Annotated in this window: 20 protein-coding genes; 6 read left to right on the top strand and 14 right to left on the bottom strand. The window is 65.1% G+C overall.

From position 1 onward, the window contains the following. Positions 1-43: 43 nt before the first annotated feature. Positions 44-502, bottom strand: coding sequence for a MarR family winged helix-turn-helix transcriptional regulator (locus GGQ99_RS19005; RefSeq protein ID WP_183263722.1), 459 nt, complete (start codon positions 500-502; stop codon positions 44-46). A 60-nt stretch (positions 503-562) separates the two neighbouring features. On the opposite strand from GGQ99_RS19005, the gene GGQ99_RS19010 reads away from it, so the two are divergent. Beyond that, entirely contained in the window at positions 563-889 is a 327-nt protein-coding gene (locus tag GGQ99_RS19010) for a hypothetical protein (RefSeq protein ID WP_183263723.1), read from the top strand. A 39-nt stretch (positions 890-928) separates the two neighbouring features. Here the strand turns inward: GGQ99_RS19010 and GGQ99_RS19015 are convergent, their stop codons facing one another. From GGQ99_RS19015 to GGQ99_RS26175, 7 genes are all read right to left on the bottom strand, one after another. Further along, complete coding sequence (locus GGQ99_RS19015) at positions 929-1,426, bottom strand: DUF2165 family protein (protein ID WP_108609101.1); 498 nt, start codon at positions 1,424-1,426, stop codon at positions 929-931. A gap of 181 nt (positions 1,427-1,607) precedes the next feature. Further along, positions 1,608-2,243 carry a 5'-methylthioadenosine/S-adenosylhomocysteine nucleosidase gene (locus GGQ99_RS19020; RefSeq protein WP_183263724.1) on the bottom strand — a complete coding sequence of 212 codons (636 nt, stop codon included), beginning with the start codon at positions 2,241-2,243 and terminating at the stop codon, positions 1,608-1,610. 3 nt (positions 2,244-2,246) lie between these two features. After that, positions 2,247-2,705 carry a PaaI family thioesterase gene (locus tag GGQ99_RS19025; RefSeq protein ID WP_108609103.1) on the bottom strand — a complete coding sequence of 153 codons (459 nt, stop codon included), beginning with the start codon at positions 2,703-2,705 and terminating at the stop codon, positions 2,247-2,249. 74 nt (positions 2,706-2,779) lie between these two features. Beyond that, a complete protein-coding gene (locus GGQ99_RS19030) occupies positions 2,780-3,232 on the bottom strand; it encodes a TspO/MBR family protein (protein ID WP_183263725.1) in 453 nt (150 codons plus the stop codon). Between the two features lie 99 nt (positions 3,233-3,331). Beyond that, a complete protein-coding gene (locus GGQ99_RS19035; protein WP_183263726.1) occupies positions 3,332-4,618 on the bottom strand; it encodes an RsmB/NOP family class I SAM-dependent RNA methyltransferase in 1,287 nt (428 codons plus the stop codon). 176 nt (positions 4,619-4,794) lie between these two features. Then, positions 4,795-7,008, bottom strand: coding sequence for a catalase/peroxidase HPI (katG, locus tag GGQ99_RS19040; RefSeq protein ID WP_183263727.1), 2,214 nt, complete (start codon positions 7,006-7,008; stop codon positions 4,795-4,797). A 69-nt stretch (positions 7,009-7,077) separates the two neighbouring features. Next, positions 7,078-7,173, bottom strand: a complete 96-nt coding sequence (locus GGQ99_RS26175; RefSeq protein ID WP_245439504.1) for a catalase — start codon at positions 7,171-7,173, stop codon at positions 7,078-7,080. 147 nt (positions 7,174-7,320) lie between these two features. Between GGQ99_RS26175 and GGQ99_RS19045 the strand changes: the two genes are divergently transcribed. Further along, the gene (locus GGQ99_RS19045; RefSeq protein WP_108609107.1) at positions 7,321-8,226 is read left to right on the top strand and encodes a hydrogen peroxide-inducible genes activator; all 906 of its coding nucleotides are present in this window, start codon (positions 7,321-7,323) and stop codon (positions 8,224-8,226) included. Here GGQ99_RS19045 and hisG read toward each other — a convergent pair. From hisG to hisS, 3 genes are read right to left on the bottom strand one after another with little or no spacing between them, the layout of a single operon-like run. After that, a complete protein-coding gene (gene hisG / locus GGQ99_RS19050) occupies positions 8,192-8,896 on the bottom strand; it encodes an ATP phosphoribosyltransferase (RefSeq protein ID WP_108609108.1) in 705 nt (234 codons plus the stop codon). The genes GGQ99_RS19045 and hisG overlap by 35 nt on opposite strands. After that, positions 8,896-10,014 carry an ATP phosphoribosyltransferase regulatory subunit gene (locus GGQ99_RS19055; protein WP_183263728.1) on the bottom strand — a complete coding sequence of 373 codons (1,119 nt, stop codon included), beginning with the start codon at positions 10,012-10,014 and terminating at the stop codon, positions 8,896-8,898. Before GGQ99_RS19055 ends, hisG begins: the two co-directional genes overlap by 1 nt. 4 nt (positions 10,015-10,018) lie before the next feature. Next, positions 10,019-11,536, bottom strand: coding sequence for a histidine--tRNA ligase (gene hisS / locus GGQ99_RS19060; RefSeq protein WP_183263729.1), 1,518 nt, complete (start codon positions 11,534-11,536; stop codon positions 10,019-10,021). On the opposite strand from hisS, the gene GGQ99_RS26180 reads away from it, so the two are divergent. Together GGQ99_RS26180 and GGQ99_RS19070 are read left to right on the top strand one after the other, a co-directional pair. After that, positions 11,535-11,924, top strand: coding sequence for a hypothetical protein (locus GGQ99_RS26180; RefSeq protein ID WP_246389655.1), 390 nt, complete (start codon positions 11,535-11,537; stop codon positions 11,922-11,924). The two genes, hisS and GGQ99_RS26180, sit on opposite strands and share 2 nt — an antisense overlap. Next, the gene (locus GGQ99_RS19070; RefSeq protein WP_246389656.1) at positions 11,924-12,358 is read left to right on the top strand and encodes a hypothetical protein; all 435 of its coding nucleotides are present in this window, start codon (positions 11,924-11,926) and stop codon (positions 12,356-12,358) included. The genes GGQ99_RS26180 and GGQ99_RS19070 overlap by 1 nt, the downstream gene beginning before the upstream one ends. 39 nt (positions 12,359-12,397) lie before the next feature. On the opposite strand, the gene GGQ99_RS19075 is transcribed toward GGQ99_RS19070, so the two are convergent. Next, complete coding sequence (locus tag GGQ99_RS19075) at positions 12,398-13,036, bottom strand: DNA-3-methyladenine glycosylase I (protein ID WP_183263730.1); 639 nt, start codon at positions 13,034-13,036, stop codon at positions 12,398-12,400. Between the two features lie 212 nt (positions 13,037-13,248). Between GGQ99_RS19075 and GGQ99_RS19080 the strand changes: the two genes are divergently transcribed. Both GGQ99_RS19080 and GGQ99_RS19085 read left to right on the top strand, forming a co-directional pair. Then, complete coding sequence (locus GGQ99_RS19080; RefSeq protein WP_183263731.1) at positions 13,249-14,043, top strand: L,D-transpeptidase; 795 nt, start codon at positions 13,249-13,251, stop codon at positions 14,041-14,043. Positions 14,044-14,277: 234 nt separating this feature from the next. Next, positions 14,278-15,201, top strand: a complete 924-nt coding sequence (locus tag GGQ99_RS19085) for a bifunctional 5,10-methylenetetrahydrofolate dehydrogenase/5,10-methenyltetrahydrofolate cyclohydrolase (RefSeq protein ID WP_183263732.1) — start codon at positions 14,278-14,280, stop codon at positions 15,199-15,201. A 25-nt stretch (positions 15,202-15,226) separates the two neighbouring features. Here GGQ99_RS19085 and GGQ99_RS19090 read toward each other — a convergent pair whose 3' ends face one another. Both GGQ99_RS19090 and glcF read right to left on the bottom strand, forming a co-directional pair. Further along, positions 15,227-16,021, bottom strand: a complete 795-nt coding sequence (locus tag GGQ99_RS19090) for a L,D-transpeptidase (RefSeq protein ID WP_108610022.1) — start codon at positions 16,019-16,021, stop codon at positions 15,227-15,229. Positions 16,022-16,149: 128 nt separating this feature from the next. Then, positions 16,150-17,451 carry a glycolate oxidase subunit GlcF gene (gene glcF, locus GGQ99_RS19095; RefSeq protein WP_183263733.1) on the bottom strand — a complete coding sequence of 434 codons (1,302 nt, stop codon included), beginning with the start codon at positions 17,449-17,451 and terminating at the stop codon, positions 16,150-16,152. Positions 17,452-17,454: the final 3 nt, after the last annotated feature.

Below are 17,454 nucleotides of genomic sequence, written 5' to 3' on the forward strand. Positions count from 1 at the left end.
TGGCAGGCAGGGAGCGCAATGGCCGGCCAAGGCCGGCTGCCAATCAGCTCGCCTGCGGTTCGGCAAGCCCGCGCAGGGCCGCCATCAACGCCTCGAAAGACCCCTCGCCCAGACGCTCGCGGTAGCGCTTCTCGATGTCGATCTTGATATGGTCGCCGTCGTCGAGTGCAGCCAGCCCCTTTGACGTGTAGCGCACAAACTTGCCACGCTTGTCCTCCGGGTCGGGCGTGCGTTCGATGACACCTTCGGCCTCCAGGCCGTCGAGCAATTGCTGCACCGCCTGCTTGGAGATCCCCATGCGTTCGATCAGCGCCGCCTGCCTGGTGCCGCGGCGGGGTATGTGGCCGAGCAGTCCGGCTCGGCCTTCGCTGAACCAGCCATGGCCGGCCGCGCGCATCGCCTCGGCAAACTCAGCCTTCCAGGCGCGGCTCGCTTGCCACAGGCGCCAGCCGATATGGTCGGGCAATGCCTTGGCGTCTTTTTCGTCAAGTAGCTTGACCATTTTTCCAATCATGCATATCGTCAAGATGCTTGACTACCTTGATAGTGGAAGGAACCGAACATGGCAATTCTCGACCAGGCCTCGCTGAGGGTGTTGATAGCAGGCACGACCCATGTGCTCGACCGCAACGGCAAGGAGGCCTACGTCTATTTCGAAACCGGCAACAGGGCGCACATGCTGCTCGACGACGGGGAAACGCGGAAGGGAAGCTGGGCGCTCGCCGAGGGCGGCTACGTGGTCGACTGGGACAATGGGGCTGTCGGCCGCTGGACGCTCGACCACGAGGCAGGATCAATCACCTATGTGAACCAGGATCGCGATGTCAGGGTGAGGCTTGCCGGCATCCTTTTCGGCAATGCCAAGGGGCTGCCGCGCGCGGCGCGGTAGGCAAGGATGGCCGCCCAAGGGGCGACCATCCAAATCTCGTCAGGCGAGTTCTTCGTCGCGCTGGGCAACAAAGACAAGCACCAGCAGAATGGTGATGAAGAAGCGGAAGGCGTCGGGGACGCCGTTCCACGTCTTCGACATCCACATGCCGAACCATTCGCCGCCGACCGACATGAAGCCGACCTGCCATACCAGGAAGCCAAGCGTCAGGCCGGCAATCGACAGCGTCTTGGAGGCGTTGAAGCTGCGTGCGTCATTGCGAAGGTTGGTGGCGAGGCGATAGGCGCCGATCCAGCACAGGATGGCGGTCAGCGATTCAGCGGCGATGATCAGGAAGTAAAACAGGTTGTGAAGTGCGGGATTGGTGATGGCGCGGTACTTGATGGCCGCATCCGGGAAGATCGTGTCCATGCTCATCACATGCTGCACGAAAGCGAAGTTGGTGCCGTAGTCGGTCAGATTGCCGAAGGCGACAAGCGTTGAAAACAGCGCGGTTGCGGCAACAGCGGCGGTCTTGGATATGCGGATGATCATCATTTCGTAGGCTACTCCTGAAAAAGCGCGCACGCTTCGGCGCTGTCGCGCCCGCCCGGTCCGAGCAAGAACCCGGATCGAGGAAGCGCGTCAGTGTCGATGAGTGTGCACGACTGTGCGCCGCATACATCAAACGTCGGGGCAAAACTTATGACAAAAGAGCGCAGCGCCGCATGGCCGGCGGCTAAAGCTTGAGAGTGCCGCTCTGGATCGCCTGGCCGAGAAGATGGACAGCATGGGCCAACTTCTCATCGACGACATGGAGATATTCGGTCCAGTCGTCGACATGGCTGATGTCGTTTGCGCCATCGGAAATGCCGCGCAGGCCGATGAGCGGGACGCCGAAGATCTGGCAGGCGCGCAGCACGGCAAAAGTCTCCATGTCGACCATGTCTTCCGGGATGGCGTCGTAGGCGGCACCTGAAATGATGGTGCTGCCGGTCGACAGGCTGGCCTGCCTCACATCGGGGATGCGCAACGGCAGGTCCAGGGTCGCGGGAAGGTCGAGAAACGGTGTCCTGCCCTTCTCGAAACCGAGGGCCGATGCGTCCATGTCGCGATAACAGACCGAAGTCACCTGATAGACCTCGGTGTGATCGAGCCGGCGGCTGCCTGCGGAACCAAGGCAGACGACGAGATCGGGCAGATAGTTGGAGGCGGCGAGCAGCGCAAGTTCAGCGCCTACCCTGACGCCTGCCTCGACCGGGCCAATGCCGGTCATCAGCGGCGTGAACAGCTTTTGCAGGTGCGGGCCGTATTCGGCATCTGCCGCCATGACGAACAGCACATTGCGGCCGGCAAATTGCGTCATGCCCGGCATGGTCTACCCCTCGATGCCGTCGCGGCCGGCAATGGCCATCATGGTGCCGGTCATGGTGGCGATCAGCCTGGCCTCGCCATCGGCGGCGATAGCATAGGCCTGGCCGTCGGCGACGACGATGGTGCGGCCGGGCTTGGTGACCGAGCCGCGGAACAGGAAACGCTCGCCCTTGCCGGGGGCCAGGAGATTGACCTTGAACTCGATGGTCAGGACGCTGGTGCTTTCCGGGAACAGCGAAAAGGCCGCGTAGCCGCAGGCAGAATCAAGCGCGGTCGAGAGGATGCCGGCATGAAGAAAGCCGTGCTGCTGGGTCAACTGATCCGAAAACGGCATCTCGATCTCGATGATGCCGGGGGTAACGAGCGTGAGTTCGGCGCCGATGGTCCGCATCGCGCTCTGACGCGCGAACGAGGCCCTGACGCGCTCGTCATAGTCGGGTGTGGGTACGATCTTGGCTGCCATGTTAGATGTTCCTCTCGCCTTGCTTATCGCAAAGCAGGCAAATGCAGGCAATCGCAAATGCTGCAGCGCAAACGTCAGTTGAGCCACCAGATCGATGCATTGAGCAGCGTGGCGAAGGCAACCCAGGCGGCATAGGGCGCAAACAGCCAGGCGGCAATGCCGTCCTTTCTGCTCGCAAGCACCATGAAACCCGAGATGGCGCCGAGAAGCGCTACGATGACCAGCAAAGCCAGGCCGGGCTGCTGCAGGCCGAAGAAAGTCGGCGACCACAGGAAATTGAGCACGAGCTGAGCGATCCACAACCGCATGGCGCCACCCCAGGGATCGCGCTGCCAGACGCGCCAGCCAGCGATGGCCACGAGGATGTAAAGCACCGACCAGACAGGGCCGAAAATCCAGTTGGGCGGATTGAAGAACGGCTTGGCCAGTCCGGCATACCAGTCGCCCGGCAGCGTCACGTAGCCGATCAGCGTGCCGCCGCCGAGCACGACGACGACAAATGCAAGCAGGGTGAGAAGTCTGCTCATCGAACCTCCAGAACAAGAGGACGGCCTGATGCGCCGCCCCGCTCTCAACTGGAGGACAAGTCCGGATCGTCAATGGTTGAGGCGATTTGAACTTCGCCGTCAGCCCTTGCGGCGCATGGCGGCGAAATAGAAGCCGTCGGTGCCGCTCCTGGCCGGCGTCAGCGACAGGCCCTGCGCGCCAAGGCGCACGGCATCGTCGCGGCCGGGGAAACGGGCCTGCCACAGCGCGCGGTGATCGATGGCCGCAAAGCCGTTGTCGCGCTGAAAAAAGGCGTCGACCTGGTCGGCGTTTTCCTCGTCGAATACCGAGCAGGTGATGTAGACGAGGAGACCGCCCGGCTTCACATAGGCGCTGGCGGCGTCGAGGATAGCCGACTGCTCGGCCTTGCGGACATCAAGCTGGCGCTGGGTGAGACGCCACTTGGCATCTGGCCGGCGGCGCCAAGTGCCGCTGCCGGTGCAGGGCGCGTCGATCAGCACCAGATCCATATGGCCGGTGAGACCCGACAATTCGGACGGCTTGGTGACGACCTGAACGTTGCGGTTGTCGGAGCGGCGCAGGCGATCGAACATCGGCGCAAGGCGCGACTTTTCCGAATCGTGGGCGAAAATCTGGCCGCGGTTCTCCATCGCCGCCGACAACGCCAGCGTCTTGCCGCCGGCGCCGGCGCAGAAGTCGAGCACCTGCATGCCAGGGGTTGCGCCGGCAAGTTCGGCCGCTAGCTGCGAGCCCTCGTCCTGGATCTCGAACCAGCCCTTCTGGAAGGCCGGCTCGGCCTGGACGTTGGGGTGGCGGCCGCTGCCGTCGATCGGCGGGATGCGCACGCCATGCGGTGCGAGCGCCATCGGCGCGGCCTGGGTGCCTTCGAGTTCGGCGATGACGCGGTCGCGGTCGGCCTTCAGCGTGTTGACGCGGATATCCAGCGGCGGACGGGCGGCAAGGGCGGCGCCCTCCTCCACCCAGTCGGTGCCGAAAGCGCGTTCGAGAAGCGGCGCACACCAGTCGGGACTGTCAGCGCGGACGGCATCGGGCGCATCAGTGAGCTTGCGCTCGGCTATGGCGGCCAGCTCCGCGGTGCTCAGCGCTTCGGGCGCGAACTTGTCGCCATCGAGCGTCTGGTTGAGCGCTTCGGCCGACTGGTCCCATTCGAGCAGGAGCGCGCCGAAGCCCAATGCGCGCGAGGTCTCGTCGCCAAGCAGCCAGCCGGCGGAGCGCTTGCGGCGCAGCGCGTCATAAACGATGTTGCCAATGGCCGCACGATCGCCAGCGCCGGCGAAACGATGGGAAAGTCCCCAGTCTTTGAGTGCATCGGCGGCGGGACGATGCCGCCTCTCGATATCGTCGAGTACTTCGATGGCTGCTGCCAGCCTTCCGCCAAGTCGCATGTTCGGTGATCCGTCTTCGGTTGACCCGTATAGGGCCTAGCTAAACAGCCGGGACGAATTGCACAAGCACTGGCCGCCGCTCACAGAGCAAAATCTTTGCACCTCAAAGGCCAGCCGCAAAACAAAACAGGCGCGGATCGCTCCGCGCCTGCCCTATCGGTTGTCGCGAGTGGTTATTACGCCGCCTTCAGCGTCTGCACGAGGTCGAAGCGGTCGGCATTCATCACCTTGGTCCATGCCGCCACGAAATCCCTGGAGAACTTCGCCTGGGCGTCCGCACTGCCGTAGACTTCGGCCAGCGCGCGCAACTGCGAGTGCGAACCGAAGATCAGGTCGACGCGGGTGGCATACCACTTGACCTCGTTCGTGTTGCGGTCGCGCCCTTCGAACACGTCCCTGGCATCCGAAACCGCCTTCCACTCCGTGCCCATGTCGAGCAGGTTGACGAAGAAGTCGTTGGTCAGGGTTCCGGGCCGCGCGGTGAAGACGCCGTGCGCGGACTCTGCAGCATTGGCGCCGAGCACGCGCAGGCCGCCGACCAGCACCGTCATCTCGGGTGCCGACAGTGCCAGCAGTTGCGCCCGATCGATCAGGTTTTCCTCTGAGGTCAGGCGCTGCCTGCCCCGGAGATAGTTGCGGAAGCCGTCGGCGGACGGCTCGAGCGGCGCGAAGGATTCGACGTCAGTCTGCTCCTGCGAGGCGTCCATGCGGCCCGGTGCGAAGGGCACCTTCACCTCCTGGCCGGCATCCCTGGCGGCTTTCTCGATTGCGGCACCGCCGCCGAGAACGATCAGGTCGGCAAGCGACACCTTCTTGTTGCCCGATTGCGAAGCGTTGAACTCCTGCTGGATCGCCTCGAGCTTTTCCAGAACAGAGGCCAGTTGCGCCGGCTGGTTGACTTCCCAGTCCTTCTGCGGCGCAAGGCGGATGCGCGCGCCGTTGGCGCCGCCGCGCTTGTCGGAGCCACGGAACGTCGAGGCCGATGCCCAGGCCGTCGAAACAAGCTGCGACACCGAGGGTACCGCGGCGAGAATCTTGTCCTTCAGGGCGGCAATGTCCTGCTCATCGACCAGGACATGGTCGACCGCGGGAATGGGGTCCTGCCAGATCAGCTCTTCCTTGGGGACGAGCGGACCGAGATAGCGTGCGATCGGGCCCATGTCGCGGTGGGTGAGCTTGAACCAGGCGCGGGCGAAGGCGTCGGCGAACTGGTCCGGGTTCTCGAAGAAGCGCCTCGAAATCTTTTCGTAGGCGGGATCAGCCCGCAGCGCGATGTCGCTGGTCAGCATCGAGGGCGCGTGACGCTTGGACTTGTCGTGCGCATCCGGCACCGTACCGGCGCCCATGCCGTGCTTGGGGGTCCACTGATGGGCACCGGCCGGGCTCTTGGTCAGCTCCCATTCGTAGCCGAGCAGGTTCCAGAAGAAGTTGCCGCTCCATTTCGTCGGCGTCGTGGTCCAGGTGACTTCCAGGCCGCTGCCGATGGCGTCGCCGCCCTTGCCGGTGCCGAAGCTGTTCTTCCAGCCGAGGCCCTGCTGCTCGATGTCGGCCGCTTCCGGTTCGGCGCCCACATTGGCCGCATCGCCGGCGCCATGGGTCTTGCCGAAGGTGTGGCCGCCGGCGATGAGGGCAACCGTTTCCTCGTCGTCCATCGCCATGCGCGCGAAGGTCTCGCGGATGTCGCGCGCCGATGCAAGCGGATCCGGGGTGCCGTTCGGCCCTTCCGGATTCACATAGATCAGGCCCATCTGGACGGCCGCGAGCGGGTTGGAGAGATCGCGGTCGCCGCTGTAGCGCTCGTCGGCCAGCCACTTGCCTTCGGAGCCCCAGTAGATGTCCTCTTCAGGCTCCCAGACATCGGCGCGGCCGCCGGCGAAGCCGAAGGTCTTGAAGCCCATCGATTCCAGCGCGACGTTGCCGGCGAGAATCATCAGGTCGGCCCAGGAGATCTTGCGGCCATATTTCTGCTTGACCGGCCACAGAAGGCGGCGGGCCTTGTCGAGATTTACGTTGTCCGGCCAGCTGTTGAGCGGCGCGAAGCGCTGTTGTCCGGCGCCCGCGCCACCGCGGCCGTCGCCGATGCGGTAGGTGCCGGCGCTGTGCCAGGCCATGCGGATGAACAGCGGCCCGTAGTGTCCGAAGTCGGCCGGCCACCAGTCCTGCGAATCCGTCATCAGGGCAGTGAGGTCCTTGATCACGGCATCGAGGTCGAGGCTCTCGAACTCCTTGGCATAATCGAACGCCTCGCCCATCGGATCGGACAGGCTGGAGTGCTGGTGGAGGACCTTGAGATCCAGTTGGTTCGGCCACCAGTCACGATTGGTCCTGCCGGCAGTGGTGTGCGCGACGGGGCATTTGCCCGCGCTGTTTTCGTCGGTCTTTGCGTCCATTTTTCTCTCCGAAACGTCTTTGCGTAGGTGCTTGCGGACCTGGGTCCGCCTCTTGATGAGTTGGCAGCTCTACAGCAGGGCCGGGCGGCATTCGCCGGCAGTGATGGAATTGCGATTGTCCGATACCGGCGCGCCCGCACTGGTGGTCATCGTCGGTCTTGTCATGGCTTGCGCCTCCCTCGTGGCTTCAACTCGCTAGACGGTCCTGGGCAGCGCAACAGGGTGCGCCGCCTCATTGGTACCATTCCAGTCTAGGATCGGATTTTGATAAAGCCAAATTGCCTTTTCAAACAATCTTGATAACCTTTGATTATGATACGCCTGACAATCCGACAGATGGAATATTTCGCGGCATTGGCCCAGATGCTGCATTTCGGCCGGGCAGCCGAGTTCGCCGGGGTCAGCCAGCCGGCGCTCTCGGCGCAGATCGCCGAGATGGAGGAAAGGCTCGGATGCATCCTGTTCGAGCGCGGCGGCAAGGCGGTGCGGATGACCGAGGATGCGCTCGAGCTACAGCCGCGCATCGAAAACATCCTGGCCCAGATCCGCGAGGTCGAGACGACAGCCCGTCGCGGCAGGCTGGCGATGGAGGGGCGGTTGCGGCTCGGCGTCATCCCGACCGTCGCGCCCTATCTTTTGCCGCACATCCTGCCGGCGCTGAAACGCGAATATCCAAAGCTCCGGCTGGAACTGCGCGAGGCGATCACCGGCTCGCTTGCCGAGGAGGCGCTGAACGGGCGTATCGACGCCTTCGTTGCCGCCCTGCCGCTCGACTATTCCGGGCTGACGACACAGGAGCTGTTTTCGGACCGCTTTTATCTTGCCGTGCCCGCCGACGACCCTGACTTCGTCTCGCCACCGGTGCCGCCGGAAAGCCCGGCACTCGAACGGCTGATGCTGCTGGAGGAAGGCCACTGCCTGCGCGAACAAGCGCTGGCGGTGTGCGGCAGCGTCAAGCCGGTGGCAATGGCCAACTATGGCGCGACCAGCCTGACCACGCTGCTGCAGATGGTTGCTCATGGGCTGGGGGTGACGCTCATCCCGGCGATGGCGGCAGGGCCGGCGCACGACCAGCGCGACCTGAAGATCGTGCCCTTCGCCGAACCGGTGCCGGAACGGCGCATCTGCCTTGCCTGGCGCCGCAACAGCCCCAGGCACAATGAATGCCTGGAGCTTGCGCGGATTATCCGCGGACTGCAGCCGCTATTGCAGCATTGAACCCGGCAAGCGTCGCCGCGTCGGCGGCGCCGCGCGCCTTGCGCGACTGCACCAGGCAGGCCTGCGATCGCAGGATGACGCCGTCCGACAAGATCTTGAGGTGATTGGCGCGCAAGGTCGAGCCGGTCGAGGTGATGTCGACGATGACGTCGGCGGAACCCGCAGCAGGCGCGCCTTCGGTGGCGCCCAGGCTTTCGACGATGCGGTAGACCTGGATGCCGTGCATCTGGGAAAAGAACTGCTGCGTCAGCCGCCAGTATTTGGTGGCGATGCGCAGGCGACGGCCGTGGCGCTGGCGGAAATCGGCGGCGACATCATCGAGGTCGGCCATGGTATCGACGTCGAGCCAGATGTCGGGCACGGCGACGACGACATCGGCGTGGCCGAAGCCCAGGCGCGCGACGATCTCGGCCTTGCTCTCCCAATCGGCGAGATTTTCGCGGATGAGATCCTCGCCGGTGATGCCGAGATCGACATTGCCCTGCCCAATCTCGCCCGAAATCTCCGAGGCCGACAGGAAGGCGATCTCGATATCCGCCCTGCCCTCGATCGAAGCACGGTAGCGGCGGTCGTCATCGGGCAGGTTGACGACAAAACCGGCCTTGGCCAGCACGTCGAGCGCCTGCTCCTTGAGCCGTCCCTTGGAGGGAAGTGCGATCGAGATGGCCATCAGCGCGCCTCCCTCAAGGCTTCGATGCGGTCGAGCCAGACGGAGAAGCCGACGCCCGGAATGGGCTTGCCGGCGCCGAGCAGCGTCAGCAGCCGGTCGTAGCGGCCGCCACCGGCCAGCGGGCGTTCGGCATCGGGCCCGGAAATCTCGAACACCAGGCCGGTGTAATAGTCGAGCGGACGGCCAAAGGCGGCGTCATAGCGCACCGAACCGGCAGCAAGGCCATGGCCGGCGACAGCCTTGGCGCGGGCGGCGAAATTGTCCAAGGCGGCACCGAGCGTGAGCCCTGCGCCGGCAGCGAACTCCTTGAGGGCCGCGGGAGCCTCGTCGAGCGAGACATGGATCGCCAGGAACCGTTCCAGCGCCTCGAAGGCGTCGCTGGACAGGCGAACGCTGCGCAGTTCGGCCTTTTCGATCAGGCGGCGGGCGATGTCGTTGGGCGTGCGGCCGGCCGAGGGCGACAGGCCGGCCTGCTCCATGCCGGCGGCGATATGGGCGGCAAGTGCGTCATGGTCGCCCGATGCAACCAGCGAGGCGACCGGTTCGGCAAGCGCCGATGTGCGCGTGGGGGCCGCGAGATCGCCAAGGGCAGCCGCCAGAAGCTCGGCCGAGCCGAAAGCGCGGGCAAGGCGCATGCGCCAGCCGCGCGGCAGGCCAAGCGCTGCCAGCACCGCCTCGAAGATCGCCTGGTCGCCGAGCGTGACGGTGAGGTCATGGCCGGGCAGGCAAAGCGACAGAAGCGCATGCGCGTCTGCTACCGAGCGCGCGTCGGCTGCCGCCGTGTCGGTGTCGCCGAGATCCTCGACACCGGCCTGGAAAAACTCGCTGCCGCCCTCGCGGCGCTGGCGGAACACCTCGCCGAGATAGGAATAGCGGCGCGGCGTGCCGGACTGGGTGTGGATGTGGTCGAGGCAGACAGGAATGGTGAATTCCGGCCGCAGGCAGAGCGACGCGCCGGTCTCGCTTTCGGTCAGGAAGATGCGTCGGCGCAGGTCCTCGCCGGCCATGTCGAGGAACGGATCGGCCGGCTGCAGCACCGGAACGTCGACCGCATCGGCCCCCCGCGCGGCGAAGAGCTTGAGGATATCGGACGCGATGGCCGGATAACGCGCGTTCATGGCCTTACAGCTTCGCCCGCTCTTCCGCCTGCGCGGCGAGGATCTTCTTGACCTCAGCGACGAGGTCGACTTCCGACACGGTGATCTGGGCCGGACGCGCGGCGCGCCACTCGGCATTGTCGGTGATTTCGGCCGACATGCGGGCGCCCTCGATCAGGTCCTTGATCTGGACCTGGCCATTGGCGCGCTCGTCGCCACCCTGGATGACGACGACGCCCGAGCCCCTGCGGTCGGCATATTTGATCTGGGCCTTCATGCCTGAACCGCCGAGATACATCTCGGCGCGCACGCCGGCGCGGCGGAGGTCGGCGACCATCTTCTGGTAGCGGCCGAGGCTTTCGGTGTCCTTGTCCATGACCAGCACGACCACGGGCGCGATCACGTCCGATGTGTCGAGCTTGCCGAGGTTCTTCAGCGCCGTCATCAGGCGCGACACACCGATGGAGAAGCCGGTGGCCGGCACGGGCTCGCCGCGGAAGCGCGAGACGAGACCGTCGTAACGACCGCCGCCGCCGACGGAGCCGAAGCGCACGACCTGGCCCTCGTCATTGGGGATTTCGGCGAGCAGCTCAGCTTCGTAGACGGGACCGGTGTAATACTCGAGGCCGCGCACGACAGAGGGGTCGATCTTGATACGGCCGTCGTCATAGCCGGCCGCAGCAGCGAGCGCGCCGATCTGGGCCAGTTCTTCCACGCCTTCAGTGCCACGAACATTGCCCGAAACGATGGCCTTGAGGTTCTCAGCCGTGGTGTCGGAATCGGCAGCACCGGCTTCAGTGAAGGCAATAACGGTGTTAATCGCCGCATCGTCCAGGCCGGCGCCCTTGGTGAAGTCGCCCTCGCCTTCCTGGCCGCCGTCCCAGCGGCCCTTGCCGAGCAAGAGCTTGACGCCCTCGGGCCCAAACTTGTCGAGCTTGTCGATGGCGCGCAGCACGGTCAGCCGGCGGTTGGCGTTGTCGTCGCCGCCGAGGCCAATGGCCTCGAGAACGCCGTCGAGCACCTTGCGGTTGTTGACGCGGATAACGTAGTCGCCGCGCTTGATGCCGAGCGCTTCCATGACATCGGCCATCATCATGGTCATCTCGGCGTCCGCCGCGACGCCCGGCGTGCCGACGGTGTCGGCATCGAACTGCATGAACTGGCGGAAGCGGCCGGGACCGGGCTTCTCGTTGCGGAACACCCAGCCGGAACGGTAGCTGCGGTAGGGCTTGGGCAGCTTCTCGAAATTCTCGGCGACGAAGCGCGCCATCGGCGCGGTCAGGTCGTAGCGCAGCGACAGCCACTGCTCGTCGTCGTCCTGGAACGAGAACACGCCCTCGTTGGGACGGTCCTGGTCGGGAAGGAATTTGCCGAGCGCGTCGGTGTATTCGATCAGCGGCTGATCGACCGGCTCAAAACCGTAGAGCTCGTAGACCTCGCGGATCTTCGCCATCATCTTCTCGACGACCCGGATGTCGTCCGCGCTGCGGTCGACGAAGCCGCGCGGCAGCCGCGCTTTCATCTTTTCCGATTTGTCGGCCATGGTCGAATTCCGCACTTTTCCAGAAATTTTGGGCCGCGATCACGGCGCGGCGTTTCGTAACCGAAATGGGGTGGAGCGGCAAGCGTTTGGCGCGCGCCGCAACCGGCAAGGCCGAAACAAAGCGGCCGCGCGCCGACATCGTGCCGAAACAGCCGCGCCCGATAAGCCGCCGCAACCGAACGATGGAACGACTGCCATGTCCAGCAACACTGGAGAAATCGACAAGACGTCGGCCCGGCTGCGTCCAGCAGGGCCGGAAAAGCCCGCAGCCAGGAAGCCTGCGACCGCACGCGACGCGCTGATGACCTGTGTCCTGGTGCTGTACCCGGCACTGGCGACGGTGGGCGCCATCGCGGCCAGCCTGCTGTTGACGGGCACGAGCGCCTGATGCCGATGCGCCCCTGGAAAGCGACGCCGGTGCCGAAGACGATTGCGACCCTCGCCGCCATGAGCGCGCTGGTGCTTGCCGCCTGCACCACGAGCGGCGGCGCGTTGGCCGGCGGCGGTTGCAAGCCCGGCGATGCAAAGCTGGCCGGCCACTATTATCTCAACGGCGTGATGGAGGTCGGCTCCGAACTGCTGCTCAGGCCGGACGGCAGCTTCGAGTTCATGCTCGCCTATGGCGCCAACGACCAGTACGGCAAGGGCTGCTGGGTGAAGCGCGGCGGAACCGTCGAGGTGATCCCCGCCGGACGATCGTCAGCCTCGCGGCGGCACACGCCGGAAGATCGCGGTTTCGGCGGGCTGGTGCTGACGGTCTCCGGCCGGGCGCTGGTCTGGGACATCGCCGGCAGCGGATACAAGGGCCGGTATGAGCGGTGAGTGTTGCTCCCTTCTCCCCTTGTGGGAGAAGGGAAGGCCTCACACCGGCCGCTTGAACGCCTTCCGCTCGGCCTCGATCTTCGGGCGGCACATGCAGCCTTCGATATGGTCATTGACCAGCCCCATCGCCTGCATGAAGGCGTAGACGGTGGTCGGGCCGACAAAGCTCCAGCCGCGCTTCTTCAGCTCCTTCGATATCCGCGTCGAGGTCGGCGTCGTCGGGTTGGCGATCAGCGTGGGATAGTCGACCACTTCAGGGCGCTCATCCGCGCCGGGCTCGAACTTCCAGAACCATGCCGCAAGCGAACCGGCCTCGTCGGCCAATTCGCGGGCGCGGCGGGCATTGTTGATGGTCGAGACGATCTTGCCGCGGTGGCGGACGATGCCGGGATTGCCGAGCAGGCGCTCGATGTCGGTCTCGCCATATTCGGCGACCTTGTCGAAATCGAAGCCGGAAAACGCCTCGCGGAAATTGTCGCGCTTGCGCAGGATGGTGAGCCACGACAGGCCGGACTGGAAACCCTCCAGGCAGATCTTCTCGAACAGCCTGATCTCGTCGGTGACCGGCCGACCCCACTCGTTGTCATGGTAATGCAGGTAGTCGGGCAACGTGCCCGGCCAGAAGCAGCGGGTCGCCCCGTCTGCACCCAGCATAAGGCCTGTCTTTTTCTCTTCCATCTCAAATCCGTTCGTTAACAGCGAGAAGTGCTGATTTACCCGTGCTTTACCAGACTCCTGAACCGGCCGGTAACCACACCAAAAGGTTTCCTGACAAACGCGCATTTTAAGCAACCCGATTCACGTTTCGGTGGGGGCGCGAAGACAACATGACCCGGAACCGGGAACGGATCGCCCTGCCCGGCAGCGACGAACGTGTTGAGAGTGCGTCCATGAAGAAACGTCTGATGCTTTTGGCAACGGCCGCATTGCTGGCCGAGCTGGCTTCGCCGGCCCTTGCCTATGACCGCTACGCCGAGCGGCCACCGGTGGTGGTGAGCCCCGACCTTTCCGCACCCTGGGTGCTGCAGCTCGGCCGCAGCCCGGCCGAGGCGATGCCGCGGCAGCAGCGGCGCCAGGCTGTCCAACCGCGGGCAAGGCAGGCGCCGCCCAAGGTCCAGCAGCGCACCGTACAGCAGCAGCGCAGCGCCCAGCCGCGCCAGCCCAAGGCTGCCCAGGTACAGACCGCAGCGCTGCGCGCGCCGGAAAAGCGCACCGTCAAGCCGCAGATCAACCCGATCTACCTGCCGCAGATGGTCGCCTATGATGGCGGCGAGAAGCCAGGCACCATCATCATCGATACCAATGAGAACTTCCTCTACCACGTGCAGGCCGACGGCCAGGCGCGGCGCTACGGCGTCGGCACCGGCAAGCCGGGCTTCGAATGGTCGGGCACGCACAAGGTGACGTCGAAGCGCGAATGGCCGGACTGGCGCCCGCCTGCGGAGATGATCGCCCGCGAGCGCGCCAAGGGCCGCGTGCTGCCGGCAATGATGGTCGGCGGACCGGAAAACCCGCTCGGCGCACGCGCGCTCTATCTCGGTTCGACGCTCTACCGTATCCACGGCACCAACCAGCCCTGGACCATCGGCGGCGCCGTGTCTTCAGGCTGCATCCGCATGCGCAACGAGGACGTGATGGACCTTTACGAGCGGGTCGCGGTCGGCACCAAGGTCATCGTCAGGTAATTTTCGATTACGGGGGCGGAGCCCGGTCGAAAGGCCTGGCTCCCGAGCAGAAGGGCAGCGCGGCGGAAGATCGCGCTGTCCTTTTCGCTTTTCGGGATCGAATTGGCCTTCTCCGGCTCGATCTCTTGGGAAAAAATGTTTATCATGGATGAAAATTGACCTGATCGACCCTCCCCCAGGCGTACCGACGTATCCGGGGGCTATCCTGGATCGACGACCGCCGAAGGAAGAAGAATGCCGCCGCTCGATGACAACCGCTATCTGAAAGGCGGCCCCGTGGCCGCCCGTATCATCGCCGAAGTGCGCGCTGCCGCGCAGAAGGCAACCGAGGAAGGCTTCCGCCCGAAACTCGTTTCGATCACCGTCGGCGACGTCGCCGCGGTCGATGTCTATGTCCGCAACCAGCGCGCCAAGGCCGAACTCGCCGGCATCGACTTCGAAGAACGTCCCTTTCCGGCCGAGCTGACGGCGGGCGAACTCGAAGCAGCCATCCACGGCATGAACGCCGATCCGCGTATCACCGGCATCATCATCCAGCGGCCGGTGCCGCCGCACATTCCGATCAAGGCGATCCAGGCTGCGGTGCATCCGCTGAAGGACGTCGAGGGCATGCACCCGGCCTCGATCGGCAACATCGTCTACAACCAGCTCGAACTCGCGCCCTGCACGGCGGCTGCCTCGGTGGAACTGCTCAAGGCCACCGGGCTCGACCTCAAGGGCCTGGAGGTCGTGGTCGTCGGCCATTCCGAGATCGTTGGCAAGCCGATCGCCTTCCTGCTGATGAGCGAAGGCGCGACGGTGACGGTCTGCCACCACATGACACGCTCGTTGGCCGCCCATGCGCGCCGCGCCGACGCGCTGTTCGTAGCGGTGGGCAAACCGCGGCTGATCAAGGCCGACATGGTCAAGCCGGGTGCGGCTGTCATCGACATCGGCATCAATGCCGAAACGCTGCCGGACGGGTCGAGCCGCATCGTCGGCGACGTCGACACCGAGAGCGTCAAGGAAGTGGCATCATGGATCACGCCGGTGCCGGGTGGCGTCGGGCCGGTGACGGTGGCGATCCTGCTGCGCAACACGATGGTGGCGCTGAACCGCCAGCGTGCGGTCTATCGCGCTACGTTCGGCACGGCCGAAGCGACGCTGGCGGCGGAGTAGACGACCCGGCTCCAGCGACGGCGCGCTAGAGCCTCCAGGTGCCGTCCTGGACCTGCGGCGTCGCGGGGTTGGCAACCATCTGCAGGCCGCTGGTGACAACGATCGGCGTGCCATCGGGCACGCGGTCGTAAAGATCCATGATGTCCTGGTTGATCAGCCGCACGCAGCCCGACGAGACGGACTTGCCGATCGAGGCCCATTCCGGCGAGCCGTGCAGGCGGTAGAGCGTGTCCTTGCCATCCTGGAAGATGTAGAGCGCACGCGCGCCGAGCGGATTCTGGATGCCCGGCTGCATGCCGCCTTCCCACTCGTTCTTGCCGGGAATCTGGCGGGCACGGTACTTTTCCAGTTCCGGCTGGCGGTCGATCATCTCGTTAGGCGGGAACCAGCGCGGCCAGGTCTGCTTCCATTCGATGACGCCGCGGCCGGCCCATTCGAAGCCGGCGCGGCCGAGGCCGACGCCATAGCGAATGGCCTCGCCATTGTCGCTGACCAGATAGAGGAAGTGGGCTGCGGTATCGATGACGACGGTGCCTGGCGCCTCGCCGGTGGGGTCGGCCACGACCTGGCGATAATAGCGCGGATCGATCTTCTTGAACGGCACGCCCGGAATGTCATAGCCATTGTCGATGACCGGCGCATACATCATCTGCGGCTCGGTGAAGGACGGGTCATTGCGCAAGGTGGGCGGTGGCGGCGCCACGGGAAACGCCGGTTCGGCCACGCGCTCGCTGCGCGTCGTCGAGCATGCCGAAAGGGCAGCCGATGCGACACCGGTTGCGGCCAATGCCAGAAGATTGCGGCGGGTGAATTTCGACATCGGCATTCCATGTGATTGAAGGCTTGCAACGCGCCGGACCCTTGCATGTTCCATGCCAAAGTTTCAATCAGCGCCCTGCCTGCTCGCGGCGCGCGCAGAGCGGATTGGCGCGAGATGAGGCTTTCAGGTCACTCAAGCCCGGCCGGCTTGTCGCCGCCATAGGCCCAGTCGAGCAATTTGACGGTGTGGACCACCGGCAGTCTTGCCGCCGAGGCGATCTGGGTGATGCAGCCGATATTGCCGGTGGCGACCAGCGCTGCACCCGTGGCCTCGATGTTTTTGACCTTGCGGTCGCGCAGACGCGCCGAGATCTCCGGCTGCATGATGTTGTAGGTGCCGGCCGAACCGCAACACAGATGCCCCTCGCGCGGCTCCTTGACGACAAAGCCGGCGCGCGACAGCAGGTCCTTGGGCTGGCGGGTGATCTTCTGGCCGTGCTGCATCGAGCAGGCCGAGTGATAAGCGACGGTCAGGCCCGGCTTGCGCTGGGGCTCGGGCAGATCCAGGGTCGCCAGATATTCGGTGACGTCCTTGGCCAGCGCCGATACCCGCGCTGCCTTTTCGGCATAGGCCGGGTCGAGCCTGAGCATGAAACCGTAATCCTTGATCGTCGTGCCGCAACCCGAAGCGGTGATGACGATGGCGTCGAGGCCGCCACTGTCGATCTCGCGGGTCCAGGCGTCGACATTCTGCCGCGCCGAGGCAAGCGCCGCCTCCTCGCGTCCCATGTGATGAACGAGCGCGCCGCAGCAGCCCTCGCCCTTCGGCACCACGACCTCGATGCCGAGCCGGGTGAGCAGCGACACCGTCGCCTCGTTGATGCCGGGCTCGAGCACCGGCTGGGCACAGCCGGTGAGGATGGCGACGCGGCCAAGTTTCGTGCCTTTCGCGGCATGGCTGCCTGGTGTCGCCATGGCCGACGCGGCTGGCACCGAGGCGGGCGCGAGCCGGAGCATCGCGGCGAACGGTTTCAGCGCCGGCACCCTGTCGAACACGTTGGCGAAGGGCCGGCCGAGCCGGGCCAGTTGCAACGCCGCGCGGAACCGCCCGGGATATGGCAGCACGGCGGCCAGCACGCCGCGCGTCAGCCGGTTCATCAAAGGGCGGCGATAGGTCTTTTCGATATGGGCGCGGGCGTGGTCGACAAGGTGCATGTAGTTCACGCCCGACGGACAGGTGGTCATGCAGGCGAGGCAGGACAGGCAGCGGTCGATGTGGGTGACGATTTCCTTGTCGGCCGGCCGGCCGTTTTCCAGCATGTCCTTGATCAGGTAGATGCGGCCGCGCGGCGAATCCAACTCGTTGCCGAGCGTGACATAGGTCGGGCAGGTCGCCGTGCAGAAGCCGCAATGCACGCATTTGCGCAGGATCTTCTCCGATTCTGCGACATGCGGATCGGCAAGCTGGGCGGCGGTGAAATTGGTCTGCACGGC

The sequence above is a fragment of the Aminobacter niigataensis genome (assembly GCF_014200015.1).
In the GTDB taxonomy this organism is placed as follows: Bacteria; Pseudomonadota; Alphaproteobacteria; order Rhizobiales; family Rhizobiaceae; genus Aminobacter; species Aminobacter niigataensis.